The organism is Candidatus Dormiibacterota bacterium (genome assembly GCA_035635555.1).
Taxonomy (GTDB): domain Bacteria; phylum Acidobacteriota; class Polarisedimenticolia; order Gp22-AA2; family Gp22-AA2; genus Gp22-AA3.
The window spans coordinates 26,496-50,509 of sequence record DASQAT010000040.1 but is presented as its reverse complement, the minus strand read 5'-3'; the positions used below and the strand labels follow the sequence as shown (position 1 = coordinate 50,509).

Annotated in this window: 18 protein-coding genes; 9 read left to right on the top strand and 9 right to left on the bottom strand. The window is 66.4% G+C overall.

Annotated elements, in window-relative coordinates; genetic code table 11:
• Positions 1 to 20: 20 nt before the first annotated feature.
• Positions 21 to 1,466 carry an alpha/beta fold hydrolase gene (locus VEW47_11285; protein ID HYS05763.1) on the bottom strand — a complete coding sequence of 482 codons (1,446 nt, stop codon included), beginning with the start codon at positions 1,464 to 1,466 and terminating at the stop codon, positions 21 to 23.
• Between the two features lie 338 nt (positions 1,467 to 1,804).
• On the opposite strand from VEW47_11285, the gene VEW47_11280 reads away from it, so the two are divergent.
• Positions 1,805 to 2,887, top strand: coding sequence for a hypothetical protein (locus tag VEW47_11280; GenBank protein ID HYS05762.1), 1,083 nt, complete (start codon positions 1,805 to 1,807; stop codon positions 2,885 to 2,887).
• Here VEW47_11280 and VEW47_11275 read toward each other — a convergent pair.
• A complete protein-coding gene (locus VEW47_11275) occupies positions 2,884 to 4,959 on the bottom strand; it encodes an alkaline phosphatase D family protein (GenBank protein HYS05761.1) in 2,076 nt (691 codons plus the stop codon). The genes VEW47_11280 and VEW47_11275 overlap by 4 nt on opposite strands.
• Before the next feature lie 120 nt (positions 4,960 to 5,079).
• On the opposite strand from VEW47_11275, the gene VEW47_11270 reads away from it, so the two are divergent.
• Both VEW47_11270 and VEW47_11265 read left to right on the top strand, forming a co-directional pair.
• Positions 5,080 to 5,694 carry a hypothetical protein gene (locus VEW47_11270; GenBank protein ID HYS05760.1) on the top strand — a complete coding sequence of 205 codons (615 nt, stop codon included), beginning with the start codon at positions 5,080 to 5,082 and terminating at the stop codon, positions 5,692 to 5,694.
• Between the two features lie 146 nt (positions 5,695 to 5,840).
• Positions 5,841 to 7,868, top strand: coding sequence for a PQQ-binding-like beta-propeller repeat protein (locus tag VEW47_11265; GenBank protein ID HYS05759.1), 2,028 nt, complete (start codon positions 5,841 to 5,843; stop codon positions 7,866 to 7,868).
• Between the two features lie 15 nt (positions 7,869 to 7,883).
• Here VEW47_11265 and VEW47_11260 read toward each other — a convergent pair whose 3' ends face one another.
• Positions 7,884 to 8,138 (bottom strand): hypothetical protein, encoded by a 255-nt coding sequence (locus tag VEW47_11260; protein ID HYS05758.1) that lies wholly within the window; start codon positions 8,136 to 8,138, stop codon positions 7,884 to 7,886.
• A gap of 109 nt (positions 8,139 to 8,247) precedes the next feature.
• Here VEW47_11260 and VEW47_11255 point away from each other — a divergent pair, with 109 nt between their 5' ends.
• The gene (locus VEW47_11255) at positions 8,248 to 9,828 is read left to right on the top strand and encodes a glycosyltransferase family 39 protein (GenBank protein HYS05757.1); all 1,581 of its coding nucleotides are present in this window, start codon (positions 8,248 to 8,250) and stop codon (positions 9,826 to 9,828) included.
• Positions 9,829 to 9,853: 25 nt separating this feature from the next.
• On the opposite strand, the gene VEW47_11250 is transcribed toward VEW47_11255, so the two are convergent.
• Positions 9,854 to 15,409, bottom strand: coding sequence for an FG-GAP-like repeat-containing protein (locus tag VEW47_11250; protein ID HYS05756.1), 5,556 nt, complete (start codon positions 15,407 to 15,409; stop codon positions 9,854 to 9,856).
• A 214-nt stretch (positions 15,410 to 15,623) separates the two neighbouring features.
• On the opposite strand from VEW47_11250, the gene pbpG reads away from it, so the two are divergent.
• On the top strand, positions 15,624 to 16,523 hold the full coding sequence (gene pbpG / locus VEW47_11245; GenBank protein ID HYS05755.1) for a D-alanyl-D-alanine endopeptidase: 900 nt from the start codon (positions 15,624 to 15,626) through the stop codon (positions 16,521 to 16,523).
• A 17-nt stretch (positions 16,524 to 16,540) separates the two neighbouring features.
• On the opposite strand, the gene tatA is transcribed toward pbpG, so the two are convergent.
• The 4 genes from tatA to VEW47_11225 are packed head-to-tail and all read right to left on the bottom strand — an operon-like array spanning position 16,541 to position 18,615.
• Positions 16,541 to 16,693 carry a twin-arginine translocase TatA/TatE family subunit gene (gene tatA, locus VEW47_11240; GenBank protein ID HYS05754.1) on the bottom strand — a complete coding sequence of 51 codons (153 nt, stop codon included), beginning with the start codon at positions 16,691 to 16,693 and terminating at the stop codon, positions 16,541 to 16,543.
• A 4-nt stretch (positions 16,694 to 16,697) separates the two neighbouring features.
• Positions 16,698 to 17,249 (bottom strand): cytochrome c, encoded by a 552-nt coding sequence (locus tag VEW47_11235; GenBank protein HYS05753.1) that lies wholly within the window; start codon positions 17,247 to 17,249, stop codon positions 16,698 to 16,700.
• Entirely contained in the window at positions 17,246 to 17,629 is a 384-nt protein-coding gene (locus VEW47_11230; GenBank protein ID HYS05752.1) for a cupredoxin domain-containing protein, read from the bottom strand. Before VEW47_11230 ends, VEW47_11235 begins: the two co-directional genes overlap by 4 nt.
• The gene (locus VEW47_11225) at positions 17,626 to 18,615 is read right to left on the bottom strand and encodes a metallophosphoesterase (GenBank protein HYS05751.1); all 990 of its coding nucleotides are present in this window, start codon (positions 18,613 to 18,615) and stop codon (positions 17,626 to 17,628) included. Before VEW47_11225 ends, VEW47_11230 begins: the two co-directional genes overlap by 4 nt.
• Positions 18,616 to 18,789: 174 nt before the next feature.
• Here VEW47_11225 and VEW47_11220 point away from each other — a divergent pair, with 174 nt between their 5' ends.
• From VEW47_11220 to VEW47_11205, 4 genes are read left to right on the top strand one after another with little or no spacing between them, the layout of a single operon-like run.
• Positions 18,790 to 19,335 (top strand): sigma-70 family RNA polymerase sigma factor, encoded by a 546-nt coding sequence (locus VEW47_11220; protein ID HYS05750.1) that lies wholly within the window; start codon positions 18,790 to 18,792, stop codon positions 19,333 to 19,335.
• Positions 19,332 to 20,093 carry an anti-sigma factor gene (locus VEW47_11215; GenBank protein HYS05749.1) on the top strand — a complete coding sequence of 254 codons (762 nt, stop codon included), beginning with the start codon at positions 19,332 to 19,334 and terminating at the stop codon, positions 20,091 to 20,093. The genes VEW47_11220 and VEW47_11215 overlap by 4 nt, the downstream gene beginning before the upstream one ends.
• Before the next feature lie 16 nt (positions 20,094 to 20,109).
• On the top strand, positions 20,110 to 20,406 hold the full coding sequence (locus tag VEW47_11210; GenBank protein ID HYS05748.1) for a GIY-YIG nuclease family protein: 297 nt from the start codon (positions 20,110 to 20,112) through the stop codon (positions 20,404 to 20,406).
• Entirely contained in the window at positions 20,403 to 22,802 is a 2,400-nt protein-coding gene (locus tag VEW47_11205; GenBank protein HYS05747.1) for a radical SAM protein, read from the top strand. Before VEW47_11210 ends, VEW47_11205 begins: the two co-directional genes overlap by 4 nt.
• Before the next feature lie 2 nt (positions 22,803 to 22,804).
• Here the strand turns inward: VEW47_11205 and VEW47_11200 are convergent, their stop codons facing one another.
• Positions 22,805 to 23,791, bottom strand: coding sequence for a DUF6600 domain-containing protein (locus VEW47_11200; protein HYS05746.1), 987 nt, complete (start codon positions 23,789 to 23,791; stop codon positions 22,805 to 22,807).
• Between the last annotated feature and the right edge of the window lie 223 nt (positions 23,792 to 24,014).

Here is a 24,014-nt window from a genome sequence, read left to right as displayed (position 1 = left end):
CACTCCGTCAGGCAGGCTTCTCACTTCATCAGATCATCGCCCTTCAGGGCGAAGGACAGGTCTTCCGTCTTCGCGAGACAGCTCGTGTCCAGCCTCGCGAGGGTGCCGGCGAGCATGAAGGATTCGATCATCCCGTTGACGCACGGATCCGTATCGTTGTGTCCGCGCTGCGACAGGACGAGCCGGCGTGCGTGGGCCAGCGATTGCGCCACTCGCTCCCCGTAGCGCGGCGGGGTCACGTGATCGAGGGCGCCGTTCATGACCAGGACGGGCACATCAGATTTGACCGGGATCCAGAAGTCCGGCGGCAGCCAGCCTCGGATCCACTCCCGGCAGGCGCTGACGTCCCGCCCGACGCGAAGACCACCCATGAACGTGTCCGCCGTCGCCGCCGGCAGCGCGCCCGGGTCGAACTGCGGGATGATTTCGCTGCAGACGATCGAAAGATAGATACCCTTCGGAATCCCGCTCTCTCCCCTTACGGCGACTCTCTCGGCGAGAGGCTGATAGTCACCTTGATGAGCAAGATGGACGAGCAGGGGAAAATCGTGGATGCGGGAAGCGGAGTACAACGCTCTGAAGACATAGTAGCGCAGGATCTCGTCGTCGACGGTGACTTCCATCTCCTGGCCGGTCTCCGGGTTTTTCACCTTGACCGTGACGGACTTCCCGGCGAGGCGCTTCAGGAGCGAGTTGAATTCGTTTTCGAGCTCCGGGAAGGCTTCGTGACAGCCCGGCTGCCGGGCGCAGGCGGCGAAGACCTGCTCGAGCGCCTGCTGTGACGAGCGGGGCACTTCGAGCCACATCGGCACGTCGAGGGGAATGACGCCCTGCAAGGCGACGGTCCGGACGCGATCCGGATGCTGGCGCAGGTAGACCATCGCCGCCGTCGTTCCGTACGACACGCCGAACAGGTTGAGGCGCGGATACCCGAGCGCTCCCCTGACCTCGTCCAGGTCATCCATCGCGATCGGCGTCGTGTAATAGCGCAGGTCGGCCTTCTGCTCCAGCTCCTTCCGGCACCGGCGAACCGCCGCCAGGAAGCGGCCCTCGTCGCGATACTCCGCGCTCGCGGGATCCGTGGTCAGATCGCACTCCAGCGGGTTGGACCCTCCGGTCCCCCGCTGGTCGACCAGAAGGATGTCGCGCTGACGTCGCAGATTGGAGTACGACTCGCCCAGGAAGCCCGCATAGCTGGTGGCCGGTGCGACTCCCCCGCCGGCGAGGAAGACCAGGGGATCCGCTGCGACTCTCGGACCCTTCGCCGGAAGAACGACGATGTTGAGCCCAATCTTTCTTCCCTTGCGGGCGGCACGGTTCTCATAGACCTCGTACCGGCCGCAGAGGACCTCCTCGTCCACACCCGGCACATGGCATGGCTTGAGCTTCTTCGAGCCGGCCGCAAGCTCACCCAGACTGAGGGGGAGCAGAAGGAGCGCCGCGAGAACTCTGCGTCTCGTTTTCATCGCCGGTTATACGACAACGGATCCGGGAAGGTTGCAACGATCCGGTCGGTCAGAACCCGGCGGCTGTCATCCGAGGCGGACGGCAACCGTACTGTGCAGCCGACAGTCAACTCTGGAGGCTCGTTGCGCGAAGTCCGCGAGCTGCGAGCGCCTCACGCCGCTTCGCGTCGCGGCAAATTCCGTTCGAGCAACGGTTTGTGTCGCACGGGGTCGAGAGCGCGCGGGTCCTCGAGTCGAGATTGATCGACTCCTCCGCCATAGAGTCGCGAGTGGCATGAATCCTGCTGCCGGCTCAGTCTAAAACACCTTATGGCGGGGACCACCCCGCAGGAGGCGTCATGAAGCACACGAGGAGTTTGTTGGTGACCGCGGCGATCGCCGCGACGGTCGTCTTCGGAGCGACCGGCTGCTCTAGACCGGGGCCGGGCTCGGCCAAGACTTCCGATGAGCTCTTGGGCCAGCTGCAGGAAGATCGGAGCGAAATCGACAAGACCTCGGACACCATGATGAAGCGTATCGAGGTCTTCAATTCCTCCCGCAAGCCCGGCGAGCGGACGCTCCAGTTCAGCGAGATCTTCACGCAGGATCTGAATCCCGAGCAGCGTGACGTGCTCAACGCGCTCGTGGAGCAGGAAAAGGACATTTCCTACAAGACGCTCCTGCAGAAGATCATCGCGGACCGTGACAGCATCCGGGAGCTGCAGGAGAAGGTGGCGCACCTCGAGCAGGCCCTGCCCGATAAATTCGTGATGGCGAAGCGCGGCGACAGGCACCAGGACCTGGCGATGGCCTATCTGACCGGCGAGGCCAATCTGGACGCCACTAAGGCCAAGGCCCTGCTAAGCCAGGTCGACCAGACGGACGAGCTTCTGGCAGGCAACAAGGTGTGGTTCTTCTACGATCCACAGCAGGACTCCTTCCGCACGTATGTGACCCAGGGGGATGCCGGCCAGACACCGGTCCGCGTTCGCCGGGCGCGCCAGCGCCAGCTCGTCAAGGAGCGGGACGCCTACAAGAGCGAGCGCGATGCCGCCCAGTCGGAAGCCGCGGCGCTCGAGCAAGCCAGGTCTCAGCTCGAGAGCGACATGGCTACCCGGGAGAACAGCCTGTTCTACCACGCCGCCAACGCTCAGAATCTCAAGGACGAGGGAGTGTTGAGCCCGGTTCTGAAGCGTCTGCGCGACGTGAAGGGGGTCACCTTCAACGAGTCGCTGGATCTGAGGGCGCAGACCAGCATCGACCTCGTGCCGCAGAACTTCGGCCTCGAACAGATTCGCATGGTCCGTCTGTTGCCGCCGGTCTACCAGGAAGGCAGGGACTTTTCCATCGAAACCTCCGAGGACCACGGCAGCGCCCGCGTAGTGATTCTCGACCCGGATGTCTTCAAGGGCAAGGAGGTCGTGCTCGCGATCGGCGGCTAGGCCGACAGACCCGGATCCCCCTCGACGATCCGCTGCTCGAGCCGCGGGCGCTCGTCCCTGGTCCACAGCGGCGCCCGATGAACGACTCGATACCGCAGCGGGCCGCCGTCGGCCCGCTCGGTACGTTCGAGCGGGCGCGGAATGCACACGAATTCGCTCTCGATGGCATCGCTCGCGACCCTGACCGTGGCGTAGCCGTGGCCGCCGATATCGACGAAGGAAAGGTGGGGCGCGAGATCGGGATTCGAGAGCCTTCGCGCCTTCTCCGCGTCGCCGGTTTTTCCGTACTCGACGCAGGTGCGCACGCCGTGCCGCAATAACAGGTTGATGGCGGCCTGAGGTTTTCCCCCATCCGGGCGGTCGGCCAGAAACAACGGACGCAACGGATGGTCCTTCGGGAAGCGGTGCTCGAGCGCCTCGACCAGACCCGGCGCCGAGATCGAGCCCGTGATGAAAGCGACACCCACCGGCTCGAATTTCGCCGGCGGTAGGGCCTTCGCCGCGAATCCGGCCCAGAAGCTGTGACGATCGCCGGCGACGGTCGCGAATCCCGTGATGCCCGCGTCTCGGACGAGATCGTAGATCTCCGCTCGCTCCACATACGCGCCGCTGTGATCGCCGCCGCCGAAGCCGGCGTAGCCCGCTCCGGGCCACGGCGTCGTGAGCCCGGCGGGGAGATTCTGCGGGTCGGCGCGCCAGTCGAGAGTGCCGAGAGAGTTGGCCCAGATTTTCCACGTCGCCTTCGACGTGCGCAGGCGATCCAGGAACCAGGCCTTCTGCTCGGCGCCGAGAATCGTCTGCGGCGGATCCTCCTTGCGGAAGTTCGGCACCTCGGCCGCCCCGAAGCGAATCGTCGCCGGGGGATGGCCCCCCGCGTAGTTGCGTCCGGCGTCGAGGATCTCCTGGGCCTCCTGCGGCATGAAGTTGGGGAAATCCTCGCTCGACAAGGCCGCGGCCTCGGGACGATCGGTCGGCTCCTCCGATCGGTAGCTGTGCTGGTCGGTGATGATCAGGTCCACGTTGCGGCCCCAGCGCAGGGCACGATAGCCCGTGAGGCTGGCGATTGCGGCGAGATTGTTCGGCTCCTGCCCGAGGCCCTGCGCATCGAAGCGCGTGATCGGCGTATCGACGACGTGCGGCGGATCGAAGCGCTCGAGCCCCTTGCCGGTCGATCTCTTGATGCGTGCCGGCTGGTATTCGAACCACGCCTGATTCGCCGCCACCTTGCGCGTCTGCGCCGGGCGCGTCTTGCCGCCGAGCTTCAGCAGCGACTGCCATCCGAGCCAGGAGAACTCGTGGTTGTCCCACATCGCGACGAACGGCCAGCGGGCACGCGCGTCCTGGAGATCGGGATCGTGCAGGTAGGCCCGATACACGGCCCGATAGTCGTCGACTGTCGTCGGAACGTGGAAATCGGCGACCTTCTCCCCGTTCGCGTACCGCACGATATCGCGAAGACGACGATCGTACATCCCCTGCGGCCGATCCTCCGGGTACCAGACAATCTCGTAGATGAAGTCACCCAGATGGAGGACAAAGGAGAGGCGCTCCGCAACCGGCGCACGTTCGTCCTCGTAGATCATGCGGCGGTACGCGTGCTGGGCGCCCTGATTGACGTTCTGGCAGCTCACGAACGCGAAGCGCACCGGGCGCGGGTCATCGGCGCCGGGGGCGGTGATCGTGCGTCCGACACGGCTCCCCGCTCCAGAATCGTCCGTGAAGCGATACCAGTACTCGCGAGCCGGTTTCAATCCACCGGCGAGCACGCGGCATGTCCAGTCCGACGCTGCGCTGACCCTGGCGCGCGCCGTCGCGACGATGCGCTCGAAGCCCGCGTCCTCGGAGACTTCGAGCCTCAGGCCGGCCTCGGTCGAGCCATCGCTCCTGGGATAGCGCGTCCACAGCAGCACGTTGTCGGACTGCGGGTCTCCGGATGCGACCCCTTCCGGGAACAGGTCGCGCCGCTCGCGCCACTGCACGCGCGATGGCCTGGCGTGAGCGCTGCCCCAGGCCAGCGATGCGCCGAGCGCCGCGGCGGCCACGAGGAATTCCCGCCGGCTGATCTCGTCCATAGGAGCACAGGATACCCCTTGACAGGACCCTCCGGCGGGCGTAAGTGGAAAACACACCGCCCACAGCGTGCCGATGCAATCGTGCCTCGGTCGCCCACATGGCGCAGGAGGACGAACATCATGAACATCAGAGTAGGGACGAGCATAGCCCTCGCGCTGTTCGTTGGCGTCGTTCCCGGCGGGGCGACGACCGGATCTCCCCCGGCCGCGGGGCCGCAGGTACCCGTCGAGCCGAATGTGGTCCTCAGCGGCAGCTACTCTTGTTACTACACGGTCACGTCGTATTACACCGGCCCGTTCGTGGATCCGAGCCCACCCCCCCAGACATTCGCCGAGACCACGGACAGCCTCACGCTGGGCACCACGGGAGGCAGCATCCCGGCAGACTCGAGGGCCCCGGGCATCGGCGGTATCGGCCCAGGCTTCGGAGGCGTTCCAACCGTAAGAGGCTCTATCCCCATCGCAGCGCCCGTGCCCGCATTCAGCACCGGGCACTCGTTCAACGAGGGGTCAATCGAAGACTGTGTCCGCTTCGCCCTGGCGATGTCGGCCGCAGCCAAGGGTCTCGGATGCACCACATCCGACGTCCGGCGCCGGCAGCCGCCGCAGACGATAGGCGGCAACAGCGCCAGCGCCTCTTTCAACTTCGTCTGCGAAGGGCCGCAGGCGGACATCGTCCACGACGTGGGGGAGCTGAGCCGGGCGGTCCTGGCGCTCAAGCTGCAGTCGGTGTAGTTGTCATACGGAATCCACGTCCGGGCGGACTCGGGGTTCGCCCGCGAGGTGATGGAGATCGCCCCTGCGAGCCCTATTGCGTCGAGGGGCTCTAGAACCCATCTTGAAACAGCCTGATGCAGGGGCCGATTTAGGGGAGGATCGTCATGGCCGCCGTCTCCGCTCGCACGCTTCTGCCGTTCGCGCTGCTCGCCGCGGTCTGCACTGCGGTCCACGCCCAGGCCCCTGCGACCGCTCCCTCCGGCGCGACCCCGGCCTGGACGATCAAGATGAAGGGGGACATCCGCTGGCAGCAGGTCACGCCGGCCGGGGCGCTTCTCGTCTCGACGGACGCCGGGCTCGCGGCCGTGGATATCGAGCGCGGCCAGATCGCCTGGGTGAAGCCCGAGCTCGGAGGATTGCCGGCCGACGGCGTGAAGATGATCGAGGGGTCGCTCCTCATGGAGGCGGAGCGTCCAGGGCTGACGCTCGTCTTCGACCCGGTGACCGGGTCGGTCGTGTTCGATTCCCGACGCCTGGACCTCGCGCAGGTCGTCACCCGCCGTGTGCTGCCCCAGAGCGGCACACTGCTCGTCCACGGGCGGCGCGCCGGGGGGCCGCCGGTCGTGGCGCTGTACGATCTCTCGTCCGGCACGCAACGCTGGGCGAGCGAGTCGCTCTTCCCGCAGAACGAGCCCAGGCGGGGCGGGCTGGCGGGGATGATGCAGGGTCTCGTGCGCTCCGCGTCGGAAGGGACCGCGCTGGAGGTCCTGCAGGCGGGGCCGGGTGTGATCGTCGTGCACACGTTGACCGGCCTGCGGGCGCTCGACGCGCGCACCGGCGCGGTGCGCTGGTCCGCCGTGCTGCCCACCGCCCGCGCCGGCAACCCCGCGCGACACGTGCGCCTCTACCCGTCGCTCGACAAAGCCGATCGCCTGTACGTGAGCTTCGACGACCGCCTCATGGCCTACGCCCTCGCGGACGGTCGGGCGCTCTGGGCCAAGCCGGCGACGGTGGAGGGGTGGGTGCACGACATCGTGCAGCATCCGAACGGGATCGTCATCCTCCCGGAATCGCCCCCGGCGGGCGAGGCGACGGGCAACGTGCGCATCGTGAACGGTGTCGTGCAGACGGGGCTGAACGTCGCGCGCTATTCGGATGGAACGACGATCGCCGCCAAGCCGCTGCGCATGCGCGGCACCGTCATGGACGCGATGATCGCCGATGGCTCCGTGGTCCTCGCGGTGGATGCCGAGTCGCGCACGTTCGTGAACGTGCTGGACGTGGCCACGGCCACGCTGCGTCTGAAAAAGGACGTGAAGATCAAGGGCCGTCTCGACTATGCGGAGCTCACGCCGGCGGGTCTGCTCTACATCTCGCGCCCCGACGCGGCGACGAACGCCGAAGTGAATATGATCGACCTCGCGAGCGGCGAGCCCCGCTTCGAGGACGCAATCGAGAGCGGCAGGCCGTTGAGCTCGGGCGACTACAAGGCCGCGCGGTACTCCCTGCATCATGTCGTCGAGGGGCGGACGCTCTACGTGTTCGCCAACCGTGACCATCGGCTGTACGCCATCGATCGCGACGCCGGCACCTTCAAGCCGCTCGGCGACGAAATCAAGATGCAGGGGGGCGAGGACCCGACCGACATGGAGATCCGGCCCTCGGGGCTCATCCTCATCGCGCCGCAGAACCTCGTTGTGGTGGCACGGGATGGGCGGGTGAAGAGTCAGGTTTACTACCCGGCGCCGCAGCTTCCGGGGTTGCTGCGGGCGCTTTACAGGATCGACGCCGTGCGCGCGGGATTGTACGGCGCCGCCGCCTCCGCGTACGGCGATGCCTTTGCCCAGACGTCGCGGACCGCCACGGATCCGACAGCGCGACGCATCACCGGAGAGCTGGCGACGGCCTACACGCAGGGCGGCGCTCAGCTCACCGGCTATTCGCGGCAGGCGGCGGCGCTCGCTTCGAAGCGCTTCCGCGCATCCCTCACCGTCCCGGGATCGGTCTTCATGCTGACGCGCGCCCCCGAGGGGAAGGGCAACATCCTCCTCGAGATCGCCAAGGACAGCGCGCAGCCGCGGGCGCGCGTGGATCTGGGCAAGGAGCGCGAGCCGGTGTACGCCGTCGACGACGTCGCCGGCATGCTGTTCCTGCAAACCGCGCCCGGAACGCTGGTCGGCTACCGGCTCTGACCGCGAGCGGGCCCTTTATGGACACCCCGCGGCTACGCAGGTCCCGCTGGAGTTCGTGCAGATCGTGGGCGTCAGGACCTTGGCGCACACGATGTTGTGTCGTGAGCCTCCCGCGCAGTCTTTGAACGCACAGCCGCCTCTCGCCAGCGCCGGAGTCGCAAAAGCATCCGATAGAGCAGACAGATAGGGTGTGGTCCGGGGGTCGCCCGGACCCAGGACCGGCGCCAGCAGGCCCACGACGACCACGATGACGACCAGGGGGATTGCCACTCGAAGCAGTCTCCGCATCGGCTGACCTCCCGTGGAGGTGTCATGGCTTCCCATCCGTGGTATACGAGTAGAGGGGCAGGTATGTATGACGACACGAGTCTGGACAGTTTTGTTTCTGCTGATCGCCGCCGTCTTGTATTGCGGGGCCATGAACCGGCTCTCGCTGACCGATCCGGATGAAGTCTTCTACTCTCAGACCGCGAAGGAGATGATGCGGCAGAACAGCTATGTGACGCCGCTCATCTTCGGCCACCCGCAGTATGAAAAACCGCCGCTGTTCTACTGGTTGCTCATCGCGGCGTTCAAGATCGCCGGCGTCACCCGCGCGGCGGCGCGTTTCGTCCCGTCCCTCTGCGGACTGCTGGGCGTTGTCGCGACCTTTCTTTTCTGCCGCCGTGTGTTCGATTCAGAGATCGCGTGGCTTGCGGGGACCCTGCTGGCCACATCCTCGCTCTATCTGGTCATGTCCGAGGCGGTCCTGACCGACATCACCCTGTCGCTCATGATGACGGTGGCCTTCTATGGTTTTTACCTGTGGACCGTGGAGCGGCGGGACCTGTACCTGTATGTCTTCGGGGTGGCCGCTGCCCTCGCCGTCCTCACCAAGGGCCCTGTCGCGATCGTCATCCTTCTCCCGACTACCGTGATTTATCTTCTTCTTCTCAGGGAGTTCACGCTCCTTCGGCGCTATCTCATCCATCCCTGGGTGCTGTTGTTCGGCGTCGTATGCGCACCGTGGTATGCGGATATCCTGGCAAGAGATGGCAGGGCGTTTTTCGCCGAATTCATCGTCCACGACAACATCGACCGCATCTTTCACCCCGAGCACCAGAATTTCGACCACTGGTGGTTTTATCCCGCCACTGTTGCCGTCGGCCTGTTTCCCTGGACGTTCGAGCTGACGGTGCTGGGCCGAGGCTGGGCGAGGTACAAGAGGGAACACCTTTTCTTCCTGCTTTGGTTTGCGTCGACGTTCACGGTCTTCGAGATCGCGCGCTCGAAGCTGGCGAGCTATATCCTGCCCCTGATCCCGGCGCTCGTGATACCGCTCGCGATGTCCTTGGGTCATGTGAAGCTGCGCTCGAGCTCGAAGACTGTGCTCAGCGTCATGCAGCTCCTCTCCGGGTTCGCCCTGGTCGTGCTGCCCTGCCTGGTGACCCGGGAATACCGGGATGTCGCGACCACGGGGGCCGTGAACGGCATCAGGTTCTTTGGCGGGATCTTGATCGCCGGCTCGGTCCTGCTGTGGCGAGGGAGGATCAAGGAGGCGATCATGACGAAGGCGTGCGGAGTCGTGGTCCTGGTCGTTTTGCTTGGCTCAGGGATGACCGCGGCGCTCGACCGGTCGGTTGCGGACGCTTTTGTCGGAGAGATCGTGGGCCAGGAACATTATGGAGACCAGGCGATCGTGACGGACAGGAGTTATGCGCGCGGTGTGTATTTTTACACGGGGGACCCGGTGGTCGTGATGGACCACAAGACGCAACCGTTCTGGAGCCCGCACCCGATCGAGGTCATCAGCAGTCAGGCGGACATCGAACGCTATTTCGCCGGCCGGAATCGGGTCCTGTGTGTGCTGGATGATGCCCGCGCCCAGGAACTCGACCGCATGTTCCAAGGCGAACGCGTCAGTCGACAGATCGCGAATGACGGGCACAAAGTTGTCTTCATGAGCGAGAAGACCCAATGACCGGGGACGGGGACTCCGGTATCGCTCATTCAGGACAGCCCAGGTCACAGGACACCGGCTCCTCGGGCCAGGGGCTCGACTCCGTACCCCAGCCACTGGACATCAGTCCGTCCCGGTACTGCGCGAGGTAGAAGAACGCCTTGCCGGCGGCCGGAATTTCGGCCGTGGCCCCTTCCGTGTAGCTCGTCTCCGTGATCCCCGACGCCAGCACCCGCACCGGCCCAAGCCACAGGACCCCGGTCTGAGCCGCGACCTTATCAAGATCCCCCACGATCAGGTCGTACATCTCCGCCCCCGGCACCGAGCTCCAGGAGATGTGTGCCATCCCGGGTGTTCCACCAGGCTCCAGGCTCATCAGCAGAGGCTCGGACCCCGTCCCCAGGTCGTACGGGACCATCACGGTCCCCACGGCCGACGCCGTGTTACCCGAGACGTCCGTGGCCGCGTAGGTGAGCCTGTAGATCCTCCCCGATCCGTCCGCTGACCTCTCGGCCCGGAGCAGCACCGAACTGTCCGGGGTGCCGATCGAGGCGTCCTGGATGTCTTCCGTCGTGCTCCCGTCCTCGGCGCCGGGCGCGTCGTCCGGCTCGCTGCTCGTGGCCGAGACCAGGATTGCCCCGGCCGCCGGATCACAGACGTCGCTCACCTGCCACGCTGCGTGCACCGGAACCAGCCGGTGATTCGGGGGCCACAGGGTCGTCGGATTGAGGGTGAGGATCAGAGCAGGAGGCGTCCTGTCGACGACCGTGACCGTCGCCTCCGCGGTGCCCGTCAGGTGGTCGTCGCTGTCGGCCACCAGCAGCGTCACCTGGCTCACCCCCAGCGGCAGCACCACTGAGAGGTGCGCTCCCGTTCCGAGCAGCCGCTGCACGGGTTGCCCGAAATCCCGGAACCACTCGTACGACGAGATGCCTCCTTCGGAATCGGAATCGACCGATCCCGAGCCGTCCAGCGTCACCACCCCTCCCCCCGGCCGGTCGCACTCGACCTGTGAGGACACCGCGATCACCGCCCGCGGGGGCTCGCCGTTCGTGATCACCATCCTCGTCTCGCCCTGGTAGACGAAGTCCTGGTGCGCCGTCACCGGCACGGTGTTGCCGTCGGTCACGGTGACAGAGAGCGTGCAGGTCGTCCCCGACGGCAGCGACGGGAGAGCGACCTCTCTCGGCAGCCCGGACGTGAAGGGGACATCAACGACTGAGTGAAGATGCACGAATGAGGCGCGCAGAAAATCCGGCTCGAGATCGAGGATCTGCAGATCCGACCCGAGCTGGCTTCCGACCTTTCGAACGCAAAGGGCCGTGGGTGCCGGGGCCACACTCGAGAGATCCAGGACCTCCATGAAGGGCGTCTCCGGCTGTGCGCAGGCCCCCGCGGCGATCTCATAGTCCTGCCGTGCGTCCTCGCAGACGAGGATGCTGTCCAGGTCGAAGACGATCGGAGTGCCAACGGAGCCGTTGGCGAATCCGATCCCTTCGCCCGGGACGTTCTCGGGAAGGAAGCCCTGGCTGCACTCCCAGGTATTACCCAGATCCTGGAGCGTTACGTCCTGTTTGGTGGTGATACAGACGGCAGACACGTTGCCGCTCAGGGGATCGTTCTGTGGGTCCCTCGCTCTCAGGGCCACATCGAGGTCCAGGAAGGCACCCTCCGTGATGCTGAGGAGAGCGAGTGTCGGCTGACACGCGTCTCCCGATCCGTCGTGGTTCACGTCCGCCTGATCGGCGTTGGGGGCCGCGGGGCAGTTGTCGCAGGCGTCGCCTACACCATCGCGATCGATATCCGCCTGGGGAGAGTCCGCCACGCGAGGACAATCGTCGCACGCATCGCCGATCCCGTCGCCATCCATGTCTGCCTGCGAAGGATTCGAAACACTCGCGCAGTTGTCGCAGGCGTCGCCTGTCCCATCCCCGTCCATGTCCAGCTGATCGGGATTCTGCACCGTCGGGCAGTTGTCCGCGTTGGCACAGCGGCCGTCGTGGTCGGCATCATTGCGAGGGTCAACCGGACAGGGATCACACGCATCGCCCGTGCCGTCAGAGTCGCTGTCCAGCTGATCGGGGTTGTAGGCGCTCGGGCAGTTGTCGAGGCGGCACGTGCTGACTGGGAAGCCAGGGTCCCCGAATCCATCTCCGTCGGTATCCGTGCACGAATCGCAGAGGTCGCCGATCCCATCATGGTCCCTATCCCGTTGCTGAGGATTGTAGAGGTTCGGGCAGTTGTCCACCGCGCAGGTAGTCGCCGGGAAGCCTGGGTTGCCGTAACCGTCGTGGTCCGTGTCGGTGCAGGCGTCGCACGCATCGCCGACCCCGTTGCCATCCATGTCTGCCTGCGAAGGATTCGAAACGCTCGCGCAGTTGTCGCAGGCGTCGCCTGTCCCATCCCCGTCCGTGTCCAGCTGATCGGGATTCTGCACATTCGGGCAATTGTCCGCGTTGGTGCACCGGCCGTCGTGGTCGGCATCATTGCGAGGGTCGGTCGGACAAGGGTCGCACGCATCGCCCATGCCGTCAGAGTCGCTGTCCAGCTGATCGGGGTTGTAGGCGCTCGGGCAGTTGTCGAGGCGGCACGTGCTGACTGGGAAGCCAGGGTCCCCGAATCCATCTCCGTCGGTATCGGTGCACGAATCGCAGAGGTCGCCGATTCCATCATGGTCCCTATCCTGCTGCTGAGGATTGTAGTGGTTCGGGCAGTTGTCCACCGCGCAGGTAGTCGCCGGGAAGCCTGGGTTGCCGTAACCGTCCTCGTCCATGTCGGTGCAGGCGTCGCAGGCATCCCCGATCCGATCTCCGTCGGCGTCCTGCTGGCCGGGGTTATAGACCTGCGGGCAGTTGTCCACCTGGCAGACATTGTTCAGAAATCCCGGATCGCCGATCCCGTCGTGGTCGGTATCGGTGCAGAGGTCGCAGGCGTCTCCTGCACCATCCCCGTCGGCGTCCTCATGGCCGGGATTGTAGACCGTCGGACAGTTGTCCATCTGGCAGGTGTTGACCGGGAATCCTGGATTTCCGAGGCCGTCGTGATCGGTATCGGTGCAGGAGTCGCAGACATCGCCGACTCCGTCGAGATCGGTGTCGACCTGGTTCGGATTGAAGACCAAAGGACAATTGTCGCAAGCGTCTCCCAGAGCATCCTGGTCGCTGTCCTGCTGATCAGGGTTGGCGACGGACGGGCAGTCGTCGATCGGACACGTGCTGGCCGGGAACCCTGGGTTGCCGAACCCGTCCCGATCGGTGTCGGTGCAGGGGTCGCAGAGGTCCCCGATCCCGTCCCTGTCCGCATCGGCCTGCGAGAAGGAGGCGAGGTTCGGGCAGTTGTCGCAGGCGTCCCCCAGCCGATCCTGGTCCGAGTTGGTCTGCTCGGGGTTGTAGACCGCCGGACAGTTGTCCACACCATTGGGGACTCCGTCTGCGTCGGCATCGACCGGCCCGATATTGAGCAGCACCGACACGTCGGCCCCCCCGGTGGCGACCCTGCCGTTCCCGAACACGAGATCCGGCTTGGCGTCGCCGTTCAGATCTCCGGCTACAACCAGCCTGGGGTGTCCACCTCCCGGGTAGCGCAGTTGGGGGGCGAGCGTGCCATCCCCCAGACCCCGAAGCACGAGGATGTCCCCCGGAGCGTCGGTCGTCACGACGTCCTGGCGCCCATCGAGGTCGAAGTCCGCAATGGCGACCGAGTTGGAATGTGCGTTCGGGAAGAGATGCCTCTCGGCATCGAAGGAGCCGTCCCCGTGCCCGAGGAAGAGAGAGACGTACGAGTCCGCATTCGCGGCCACGACGTCCTGATGGCCGTCGCCGTCGACGTCCCCGATGGCGACGGATTGGGGAGAGCCTCCGGTCGCGAGGAGGATCGCTGAACCGAACGTACCGTCTCCATGGCCCGGAAGCAGGGCGACCCCGTGGGCACCGGAGGATGCCAGTACCAGGTCCCGCCGTCCATCCTCGTCGAGATCCCCGACGGCGACCGACTGAGAGAGGCCGGCCGGGGCGAGATAGGTCGCCGGACCGAAGGTGCCATCCCCGGCGCCCAGGAGGAGGGAAATCCCGGAGGAGTTGTTGAAGCCGCCATTCGCCATGACCAAGTCCGGGCGTCCATCGCCGTTGATATCGTCAATCACCATGGACCGGGGAATATCGCCCGTCGGGTAGAAAGCCGGGGGGCCGAAGGTGCCTCCGCCCAGCCCCAGGAAGACGGTCACTTCGCCGGAGCCCAGGTAATTGTCCCCCACGACCAGATCGGCGCGTCCGTCGCCGTTGAGGTCCCCGGCTGCGAACGAGTCGAGCGTTCCGCCTCTCGGGGTGAGGGAGAGCCCTGAGGGGACGAAAGTGCCGTCGCCTGCGCCCAGGACCAGACCAGCGCCGGTCGAGACGAGATCCAGGACTCCGTCGTCGTTGACATCCGCCAACACCAGGACCATCGGGTCGGTGAATCCCAGCATCTGGATGGGCCTTCGGGAGTCGAAGGTGCCGTCTCCGCGGCCCGGGAGGACGTACGCTTCAGAGGTGTTCGTGTCGGTCACCACCGAGTCGAGGCGTCCGTCGGCGTCGAGGTCCCCGATCGCGGTCGCGGAGGCGTTCCTGAGGACCCAGGCAGGCATCTCCGGCCCGACCGTCCCGTCGCCGCGGCCCAGGAAGACCGAGACGCCGCCCGAGGTCACCGCCAGGTCCTGATAGCCGTCGGCATTCAGGTCGATGATGGCGACCGTGAAGGGGTGATAATCCCCGAAGACTCTTTCGAAGAAGGTGTGCGTGAGGCCGAAGACGCCATCACCGTGGCCCAGGTAGATGGTGAAGCGCGCAGTGGCCGTGGTCGCTACCAGGTCGAGGTGGCCGTCGCCATTCATGTCCCCGGTCGAGACCGACTGGATGGCGACATCCTGCTCCTGGCGCTTCCGGTCGCCGAAGGTGCCATCGCCGCGCCCGAGCAGCACGGCCAGACCATCGACCGCCACCGCCAGATCCTGAAATCCGTCACCGTTGAAATCCCCCGCTGCGATCGAGGTGACGAGGTTGTCCGGCGTGCGGATCTCGGGCTCGAACGTCCCGTTCCCCCGGCCGAGCAGCACCGAGATCCCCGCCGCCGAACCAACCACCAGATCCTGGCGACCATCGGCATTGAAGTCGCCGGGCGCAGCCAGCCTGCCTTGGTCGATCGTCGGGAAGAAGCCTGAAGGGCCGAAGGTCCCGTCCCCAAAGCCCGACAGAACGAAGACGCCGGCCAGGCCGTCAGGAGAAACACACCCCGGCACCGCCAGATCCTGCCTGCCGTCACCATTGAAATCGCCGATGACGACCGATTTGGGATGGCAGCCGGCGGCATAACCCGTCCGGGGGCCGAAGGTGGTGTCGCCGAGACCAAGGAGGACCGAGATGCCGCTCTGATTCGCCACCACCAGATCGGGCCTGCCGTCGCCGTTGAAGTCCCCCAATCCCGTGAAGATGGGACCGGCGCCGACATCGAATGCCTCCCCCGGAAACAGAGGCCGGTCACCACGCACCGCGCCGATCGAGGCCACGAGGACAGCGGCGATCAGGGCTATCCTGGCGGATGGCACCACGACCGCGCCTATACGTTGCAAGAGCTTGCTCCAGACGATGCCCGTCGCCCTGTCGAAGCCAGTCAGCCTGGGCGGAGGAACGCTTGTACTCTCATACGACCATTGAGCACTGGTGTCAAGGCAGGGACACGCCGGAACTCGAACCCGATCCGGGTGTTGCCACCCCTTTTCAGGAACGAAGATTCTTGGTATTTTTTACGAAGCGGAGGAGGTTCCCCTGGATCGGCTCGCGCGGGTGACGGCGGTGGCGGTCGTGATCGGCTCGATGATGGCCGCGGGCACCGATCGAGCCGCGGGGGCGCCGGCCGGCCGCGGCTCACGCGCGGCCAACGGCGCGAGCGGGGCGACTTCCGTGCGAACCCGGCGCGGCGGCCCGGACCTGAAGTCGAACGTGGCGCTGGTGATCGACGCGGCGCAGGGCGAGACGCTGTACGCGAAGCACTCCGACCAGGTGGCCCCCATCGCTTCGATCACCAAGCTGATGACCGCCATGGTCGTGCTGGACGCGCAGTCCCCAATGGACGAGGTGATTGAAATCGAGCGCGCCGACGTGGACACCCGCAAGCACACCCGCTCCAGGCTGCCTGTGGGCGCGCGCCTCGGGCGCGGCGAGCTGCTCTGGGTGGCCTTGATGGCGTCGGAGAACCGGGCGGCCTTCGCCCTGGCCCGGACCTATCCGGGGGGGGCCGGAGCGTGCCTCGAAGCCATGAACAGCAAGGCGCAGGAGCTGGGGATGCTTCGGACCCGCTTCACGGACCCGGCCGGGCTCTCCGGCGAAAACGTGTCCAGCGCCGAGGACCTTTCCCTGATGGTTCTGGCGGCCACGCGGTATCCGACGATTCGCGAGGCCACCACGTCATCGTTCCACTCGGTGACGCTCTCCAACGGCCGGGTCCTGGAATTCCGCAACTCCGATGGGTTGGTGAACAACAAGACCTGGAACATCGGGCTCTCGAAGACCGGCTACATCAACGAGGCCGGTCGGTGTCTGGTGCTGCAGGCCGAGATCGCTGCGCGGCAGACCGTCATCGTGCTCCTCGATTCCTGGGGCAAGTACACGCGTCTTGGCGACGCCAACCGGATCCGCAAGTGGATGGAGGCCACCCGCACGCGGCGAGCGCAATCCCCGTCCTGAGACGGGGCCCGGGCTCGTCACTTTCCTTCTGTGTTCTCGTGCAGGGCGCGCTTGAAGTCACGGATGCCCGTCCCGAGCCCGCGCGCCATCTCGGGCAGCCTCTTGCCTCCGAAGATGAGCAGGACGATGAAGAAGATCAGGAGCAGCTCTGGAAGGCCTATCGATCCCATGGCGTCACCTCGATGCCCCCGCCGCTTGCGGGGAGGGAGTTGTTTCTGCGTTTGAGCGGATGCCCTCGTAGAACGTCGGCACTCCCAGACTTCCCTTGGGAGGGAGATGCCGGAGGTAGTGGACGATCGCCCACATCTCGTCGTCGTCCAGGATTCCCTTCCACGCCGGCATGCCGGATGGAAAGATGCCGTGCTCGATGATCGATTTGAGCTGGCCGTCCGCGTACGCCTGGATGTCGTGCGAGACCAGCAACGGGACGGGCGGAGACATCCTGTCGGCGAACGGCACCCCGGTGTTCTGGCCGTCGAGACCATGACAGGCGATGCAGTGCCTCGAGAAGAGATCGAGCCCCTTCGCGACGGTCGACTCGTTCGAGGGAAGCGGGTTCCTGTCGCCGCGGCCGCCGATCGTGATGCTCCGCTTCACTTCGGCGGCGAGAGTCCTCTCGAAGCGGCCGGGCGGCGTGGCCTGGCAGGCCGTGAGGAACAGAAGCAGGCCCGGAGTGATGCGTCTGAGAACCCCACCCGGATGGCGTACCCTCTCCAGCCGGCTCATTGGACCACGATCGTCATGTGCATGTTGCCGTGCCCCTCGCCGCAGAAGTGATCGCAGATCGTCGTGAAGCTGCCCGTCGTCTGCGGTGTGATCGTCACGTCGGTGGGCTGGCCGGGCTCGATCACGGCGTCGATCCCGAGCGCCTTCATGAAGAAACCGTGCGTCACGTCCTCGCTGGTCAGGCGGAGCGTCACCGCTTCCCCCTGCTTCAAGGTGATCTCCTTCGGGACGAACTCGAAGCGTCTGGCCGTGATGGCCACGACGCGCGGCCCGGGGGCCTCCTCGGCGCGCGCATGGAATGGCGAGGCGAAGGTCAGCCCCGCCGCCGTCAGCGCGATCGCAAGCAACACTTTCCTTCCGCAATCCTGTCCGGTTCTCATCGTGCGGCTCCTTCCTTGAGGAACTGGTTGATGCCCACGGTGCCCGAGTACTCGCGCATCGTGAGCTCGACATCGTCGATCGTCGGGGGGTCGGGCACGGCACCGCGCGTCCCCGGCTCCTGGACGAGACGAAGTCCGAGGTTCTTGAACGGCTCCTCCTTGTCGAACGGCAGCGGCTTCTTGTCCGCCGTCGTCGCCGGGTCGGGAAAGGCCCAGATGAGAGAGCGGGCCGCGTAGTGCCGGACGCCGCCGGCGGCATGCTCGTGCTGCCGGTGGATGTGGCCGTAGAGCACCGTCACGTTCTCGTACGACGCCAGCGCGTTCATGACCTCGTCGCCATCGCTCGTGAACCACTCCCACTCCGGCTTCAGATCGAACAGCGGTCTGTGGGTGAACACGACGATCGGGGCGGTCGTGGGGAACCGGGCCAGGTCCTTCTTCAGCCACGCCAGCTGCTCGGGACCCACCTCCGGCTTGGCGCGCGACACGTTGTCGAGGCCGATGAAGTGAACGCCGCGGTGGTCGAAGGAGTAGAAGGTCGGGCCGAAGACGTCCCGGAAGAGCGCTCCGCCGTCGAGCCCGGCATCATGCTCCCCGGGGACGCATCGGACAGCATCCACACGGAGGCGGCTGGAGATCTCCTGGAACCTCTTCATCCGGTCCGCGTGCTCCCCCGGCTTCTCGCTGTCGTGCGTCAGGTCGCCGGTCACGAGGACGAAGTCGGGCCGGTGGCGCAGGCCGTTGATCATGTCCACCGCCCGCTCGTAGGCTTGCGTTCCGAGCGGGTCCGGCGGTCCGTTGAACCCGACATGCGTGTCGCTGAGCTGGACGAAGGAGAACGGCTTGAGCCTTTCTCCGTGCTTCTTCCACAGCATCCTCGCGATCTCGGAGCCCTCTCCGTCGGCCCCGAGGAGCGGCGCCACGCTGTAGAGCGCGCCGATCCCCAGGGAAGTCCCCGCGATCTTCAGGAACGATCGTCGATCCACCCGGTTTGCCATCTCCGCCTCTCTTTCCGGCGCGCGGCCCCGATCATCGGGAAACCGCCGCCGCCCTCCGAGACTCGCCCCGGCCGGGGAAATTCCCGAGGCGTGTGCTACTCTCGCCGCGGGAATAAAAGAGCTCTCACGAGAGTCTTCATCTGGAAGGGGCCGCGGGTCGAAATGGCACCTCGAGCGCTGGATGAGCGCGCCGTCGCCCGTTTCGAAGAGTCGGTGCTGCCTCAGCTGGGCGCTGCCTACAACCTGGCCCGCTGGCTGACGCGCAACGAGCACGACGCGCAGGACCTCGTGCAGGAGGCGCTCCTGAGAGCCTTCAAGGCGTTCCACGGATTCCGCGGCACGGACCCGCGCGCGTGGCTTCTCGCGATCGTGCGCAACGCCTGTTACACCTGGCTGCGCCGCGGCCGCGCGCACGAGGTCACCACGCCCTTCGACGAAGAGGTCCACACGCCGGACGGGGACGTGCTGAACCCCGAGAGGCTCGTGCTGAAGGAAGCGGACACGACGCGGGTGCGACAGGCGCTCGAGGAGCTGCCGGTGGAGTTCCGCGAGGTGCTCGTGCTGCGGGAGATCGAGGGGCTTTCCTACAAGGAGATCGCCACCATCGCCGACATCCCGGTCGGAACGGTCATGTCGCGGCTGGCCCGCGCGCGCGGCCGCCTGCAGATCGGGCTCGCAGGTCCGCCGGGCGGGGGGGTCGCAAGATGACCTGCCAGGAGGCCCGATCCCTGCTGCACGCCTTCCTCGACGACGAGCTGGATCTCACGCACAGCCTGGATGTGCAGCGTCATCTCGACACGTGCCCCGCCTGTGCCCGGGAGCATTCCGCGCAGCGGGCGTTGCGCACGGCACTCCGCGACGAGGCGCTTTATTTCAGGCCGCCCGAAGGGTTCACGACCCGCGCCCAGGCGGCCCTGCGCGCGTCCGCGGAGCCCGTCGGCGCGGCCGCTCGGGCGGGTCCTCCGAGCGGCTTCTCGTGGACACGGTGGCTCTGGCTGCCCGCGGGGGCGCTGGCCGGCGTCCTGGCGGTGCTGGTCGCGCCGCGGCAATCCGCGGATGATCTCCTGGCGCAGGAGGTGGTCGCCAGCCATATCCGCTCGCTCATGCCGGGCCACCTGGCCGATGTGCCGTCGTCCGACCAGCACACGGTCAAGCCGTGGTTCAACGGCAGACTCGATTTCTCGCCGCCCGTGAAGGATCTGGCCGATGAAGGCTTTCCCCTCACGGGCGGACGGCTCGATTACCTGGGAGGCCGGCCGATCGCGGCCCTCGTCTACGAGCGTCGACAGCACATCATCAACCTCATGGTCTGGCCCGCGTCACGCGACATGGATCGCCCCCTGACCGTCGCGACGCGTCAGGGGTACCACCTGCTCCACTGGACCCAGGGCGGGATGAACTACTGGGCCGTCTCCGATCTCAAAGAAGACGAGCTGAAACAGTTCGTCAGACTCGTCTCGCCGTAGCCGGAGAGCCGGCCCGATGCCTCGATGGCACGTCTATCTGGTGCGGTGCAGAGACGGGGCCCTTTACACCGGTATCACGACGGACGTATCTCGACGGGTTGCGCAGCATCGACAGAACGGGGGCAAGGGCGCAAAATACCTTCGAGGCAAGGGCCCGCTGCGGCTGGTCTTCAAGATGGCGATCGGAGGTCATGGCCTTGCCCTCAGGGTCGAAGGCCGAATCAAGAGGCTCCCGCGGCGGCAGAAGGAAAGACTCATCGAGCAGGACAACATGATCAAGCGCGTGGTGAGACAGGCCGGGAAGGTCGGATGAACATTCTTCTTCTTTCCATGCCGGACTCCTTCGAGCACATGCCGGCGGTCGGGATCCGGATGCCGAACGGCGCGCTCACCTCCCTGGCCGGGAACGTCGATCCCCATCACAGGGTGGCGGTCGCCGACCTGATCCTGGCCCAGGACCGGGTCCGTCGCACCGTGTCCCGGCTCGTCGGCGACCTGAAACCGGACCTCGTCGGCCTCTCGATCATGACCTTCCAGCGCCGGACCGCGACGCGGGTCATGGAGCTCGTCCGTTCCTTGCGCCCCGAGGCGCGCTTCGCGGTCGGAGGTTACGATCCGAGCCTGGCGCCGGAGGCCTACGAGGCGCCCTCACCGGGTCGCGCCGACTTCATCGTGCGCGGCGAAGGGGAGATGACCTTCCGGGACCTCGTTCGGGCGATGGAGACGGGCGGAGGGTACGGGAACATCGCCGGGCTGACCTATCGCGACGGCGACACCGTTCGCCGCAATCCCGACAGACCCGTCGGCCGCCTGCGCGGTGGTGATCTGCGGCTTCCGAAGCGGAGCGCGCGCGTGCTCCGAGGCTACACGCTGCTGGGCCGGCCGGTCGATGTCGTCGAGACCTCGCGCGGCTGCACGTTCGATTGCAGCTTTTGCTCGATCATCGCGATGCGCGGCCGGAATTTCCACACCTTCGAGATCGAACGGGTCCTCGAGGACATCCGCGACGCCCGGGCGCACGGGGCGCGGGCCGTCTTCCTCGTCGACGACAATCTCACCCTCGATGTCCGGCGTTTCGAGGCTCTCTGCCGCGCCATCATCGATGCGAAGCTGAACACGCTGCACTACCTCGTGCAGGCGATGACCTCGTCCATCGCGAACCATGGCGAGACGCTGGCCCCGTTGATGCGCCGGGCGGGCTTTCGCTACGTCTTCCTCGGCATCGAAAATGTCCTGGAGGACGACCTGGAGTTCCTGCGTGCCTCGTCCAAGAACCGGGAGCGGAGGGACGGACGGACCGTCGGAAACGCATCTGTCGCCGCGATCGATCATCTGCATCGCAACAAGATGTACGTCGTCGGCGGCCTGATCGTCGGGAACCCGGGGGACACGCGTGAATCGATCGAAGCGAATCTCGAGTTCGCGCGCCGCCACGTCGACTGGCCCTACATCCAGCACCCGACGCCGTACCCCGGAACCCCGATGACCGCGGACTTCCGCGACCGCGGGCTGATCATCAGCGAGCGCCTCGAGGAATACGACGGGACCACGGCGGTCGTGCGCAGCGAGCACCTGACGGCCGAGGAGATCGAATTCCAGCGCTGGCGCGCGGAGCGCTGGATGAAGGTCCGGCACATCCCCGCCGTGCTGCGGCAGAGCCCGCTCTTCCTCCTGCGCCACTGGCACGGGATGCTGAGTCACACGTACCGGGGGCGCACGCTGAGGACGATGCTGGGTCTCGAAGAGGAACGGGCCGCATTCGAGCGTTACAGGGCGATCCGGCGGGCCGAGCGCGACTACCTCGACGAAGGGGAGGTCGCGAACGCCGGCGGGAGGTCCGTCCCCGCGGGCCCCCTCCCGGCTGATCGTCCCGTGCGAGCTCTCCTGGTCGCGGGCCTGACGGCAACGACCGTCATCTGCGGCGTGGCGCAGGGGCGGGCGGACGACACGCCGCAGCTCGACGCCGCCTTCCGCCTCATGTACGAGCTTCGGTTCGATGAGGCCCGCAAGGAGATCGCTGTTTACCGGCGCGCGCGCCCGGACGAGCCTCTCGGCGTCGCCGCCGAGGCGGCGAGCCATCTCTTCGAGGAGTTCGACCACGAGGGCGTCCTGACCTCCGAGTTCTTCCTCGACGACGACAGACTGCTGGGCGGTATCCAGGGGGCACCCGACCCCGCGCGGCGCGCGGCCTTTCTGGCCGCCAATGGGAGCGCCAGGGATATGGCGCTGAAGCGGCTGAAGACACATCCCGACGACCCGGATGGTCTCTTCGTCCTCACTCTAACCGACGGCATGGAGGGAGACTTCCAGGCCCTGATCGAGAAGCGCCAGCTCTCGGCCCTTTCCTTGATCCGTCGTGCGGAGAAGGAAGCCACGCGGCTCCTCGCCGTGCGGGCCGACGCCCAGGACGCCTATGTGGCGCTCGGCGCCGCGAACTACATCATCGGCTGCCTGCCTGTCTACAAGCGATTCCTGCTGTGGTTCGGAGGCGTGCACGGGGATCGCGACCGTGGCATGGAGCAGCTTCAGACGGCCGCGGAGCGGGGCCGCTACCTGCGGCCCATGGCGAAGGCGCTGCTCGCCCTCGCCTCCGAGCGCGAGGGCCGGCTCGACCGCGCCCGCGCGCTCTTCGAGGAGCTCGCTCGTGAGTTCCCGGCAAACCCGGTCTTCGCGCGCGAGCTGGCGCGGGCGCGGAAAGACGGCCACTAGCCTTATCGACTGGGTGGCTTGTCATCGGCCGGAGTCGGCTTCGGCTTCTCCTTCTTCTTCGGATTCCCCTTCCGCCTGGCGTCGGCCTTCGCATCCGCCTTCGCCTTGGCATCGTCCCTCGCCTTGGCATCGGCCCGTGCCTTGTCGTCGGCCTTCACCCCGTCGTCGGCCTGGGCGCCGCTCCTGTCCTTGATCCTGTCCCCCTCGTCCCGAGGAGGACGCGTCTCCGGGCGGGGCGTCCTCTCCCCGGCCCTCGGGGCACGGGACTCGTCCCGGCCGCGCCCTTCGATGATGGCCCTGGACTGCCTCTCGGAAATCGGCTCGGCGGCGCGCAGGCCGGTCCCGCTCTTGACTGCATCCACGCGCAGATCGTCGCGGCTCATGTGTCGCGCCGGGCCCACTCTCGGAACGCGCTCGATCGACTCGGCTTCGATCGTCCGCCCGCTGGCCCTCTGCACCAGGCGCACGTCGGGACCCGTGTTGACGACCACGTTGTTCTCGACGCGAATGGTGTTCTCGATCCTCGTGTTGTTGATGATCACGCGCGTCCTGGCAGCCGGGACGGCATAGGCGCCGACGCGCGGCGCGAGAAAGTCGCGGCTGGCCACGAACAGAAAGAGATCGGGACTGTAGGAGGCGGAGCCGATGGACCCGCCCACGGAGTACCCGACCGGCACCGGCGCCCAGCCGATGTAATCAGGGCCGGTGCGGAAGACGACCCAGGCAGGCGCCCACACGTACCCCGGCACCCACACCCAGCCGACGTCCATGTCGAGGACCCAGGTCCCGTAGTGATACGGAACCGCGCCCCACTCATAATCCGACAGCCAGGTCCAGCCGACGTCGGTGTAGACCCAGTGACCGTCGGAGTAGGGGTTCCATCCGGCCCTGTAGTCGGCAGGCTGCCAGACCCGTCCGTAGCTTCCGGAGACGAGCCAGCGACCGTGCGGGCTCAGATCCGAGTAGAAGAAGTCGAACGAGATCCCCACGTCCGCCCTCGAGGGAGCGGGAATCGTGACGCACCCGGCGACCAGGAGCGCCAGTGCGAGTAAGTCAGGTAGAGACGGCTCGCCAGGGGGTGCCGCAGCCAACGACGCGGGAATCTGTCCCCTCGCGGGGACGACTGGAAAAATGCGAGAGCACCTCACGGGTCTCGAAGAACGTGTCGCGCTAGACTGGTTGCCGCGACATGAACGCGGCGGTCCTGCACCG

What these genes read in the sequence shown, in the direction of transcription:
- tatA (HYS05754.1), bottom strand. Translation starts at nt 16,693, where the DNA reads ATGGGATCGATAGGCCTTCCAGAGCTGCTCCTGATCTTCTTCATCGTC.
- VEW47_11215 (HYS05749.1), top strand. Translation starts at nt 19,332, where the DNA reads ATGACCTGCCAGGAGGCCCGATCCCTGCTGCACGCCTTCCTCGACGAC.
- VEW47_11235 (HYS05753.1), bottom strand. Translation starts at nt 17,249, where the DNA reads ATGAGCCGGCTGGAGAGGGTACGCCATCCGGGTGGGGTTCTCAGACGC.
- VEW47_11270 (HYS05760.1), top strand. Translation starts at nt 5,080, where the DNA reads ATGAACATCAGAGTAGGGACGAGCATAGCCCTCGCGCTGTTCGTTGGC.
- VEW47_11275 (HYS05761.1), bottom strand. Translation starts at nt 4,959, where the DNA reads ATGGACGAGATCAGCCGGCGGGAATTCCTCGTGGCCGCCGCGGCGCTC.
- VEW47_11280 (HYS05762.1), top strand. Translation starts at nt 1,805, where the DNA reads ATGAAGCACACGAGGAGTTTGTTGGTGACCGCGGCGATCGCCGCGACG.
- VEW47_11205 (HYS05747.1), top strand. Translation starts at nt 20,403, where the DNA reads ATGAACATTCTTCTTCTTTCCATGCCGGACTCCTTCGAGCACATGCCG.
- VEW47_11210 (HYS05748.1), top strand. Translation starts at nt 20,110, where the DNA reads ATGCCTCGATGGCACGTCTATCTGGTGCGGTGCAGAGACGGGGCCCTT.
- VEW47_11230 (HYS05752.1), bottom strand. Translation starts at nt 17,629, where the DNA reads ATGAGAACCGGACAGGATTGCGGAAGGAAAGTGTTGCTTGCGATCGCG.
- VEW47_11285 (HYS05763.1), bottom strand. Translation starts at nt 1,466, where the DNA reads ATGAAAACGAGACGCAGAGTTCTCGCGGCGCTCCTTCTGCTCCCCCTC.
- VEW47_11265 (HYS05759.1), top strand. Translation starts at nt 5,841, where the DNA reads ATGGCCGCCGTCTCCGCTCGCACGCTTCTGCCGTTCGCGCTGCTCGCC.
- VEW47_11220 (HYS05750.1), top strand. Translation starts at nt 18,790, where the DNA reads ATGGCACCTCGAGCGCTGGATGAGCGCGCCGTCGCCCGTTTCGAAGAG.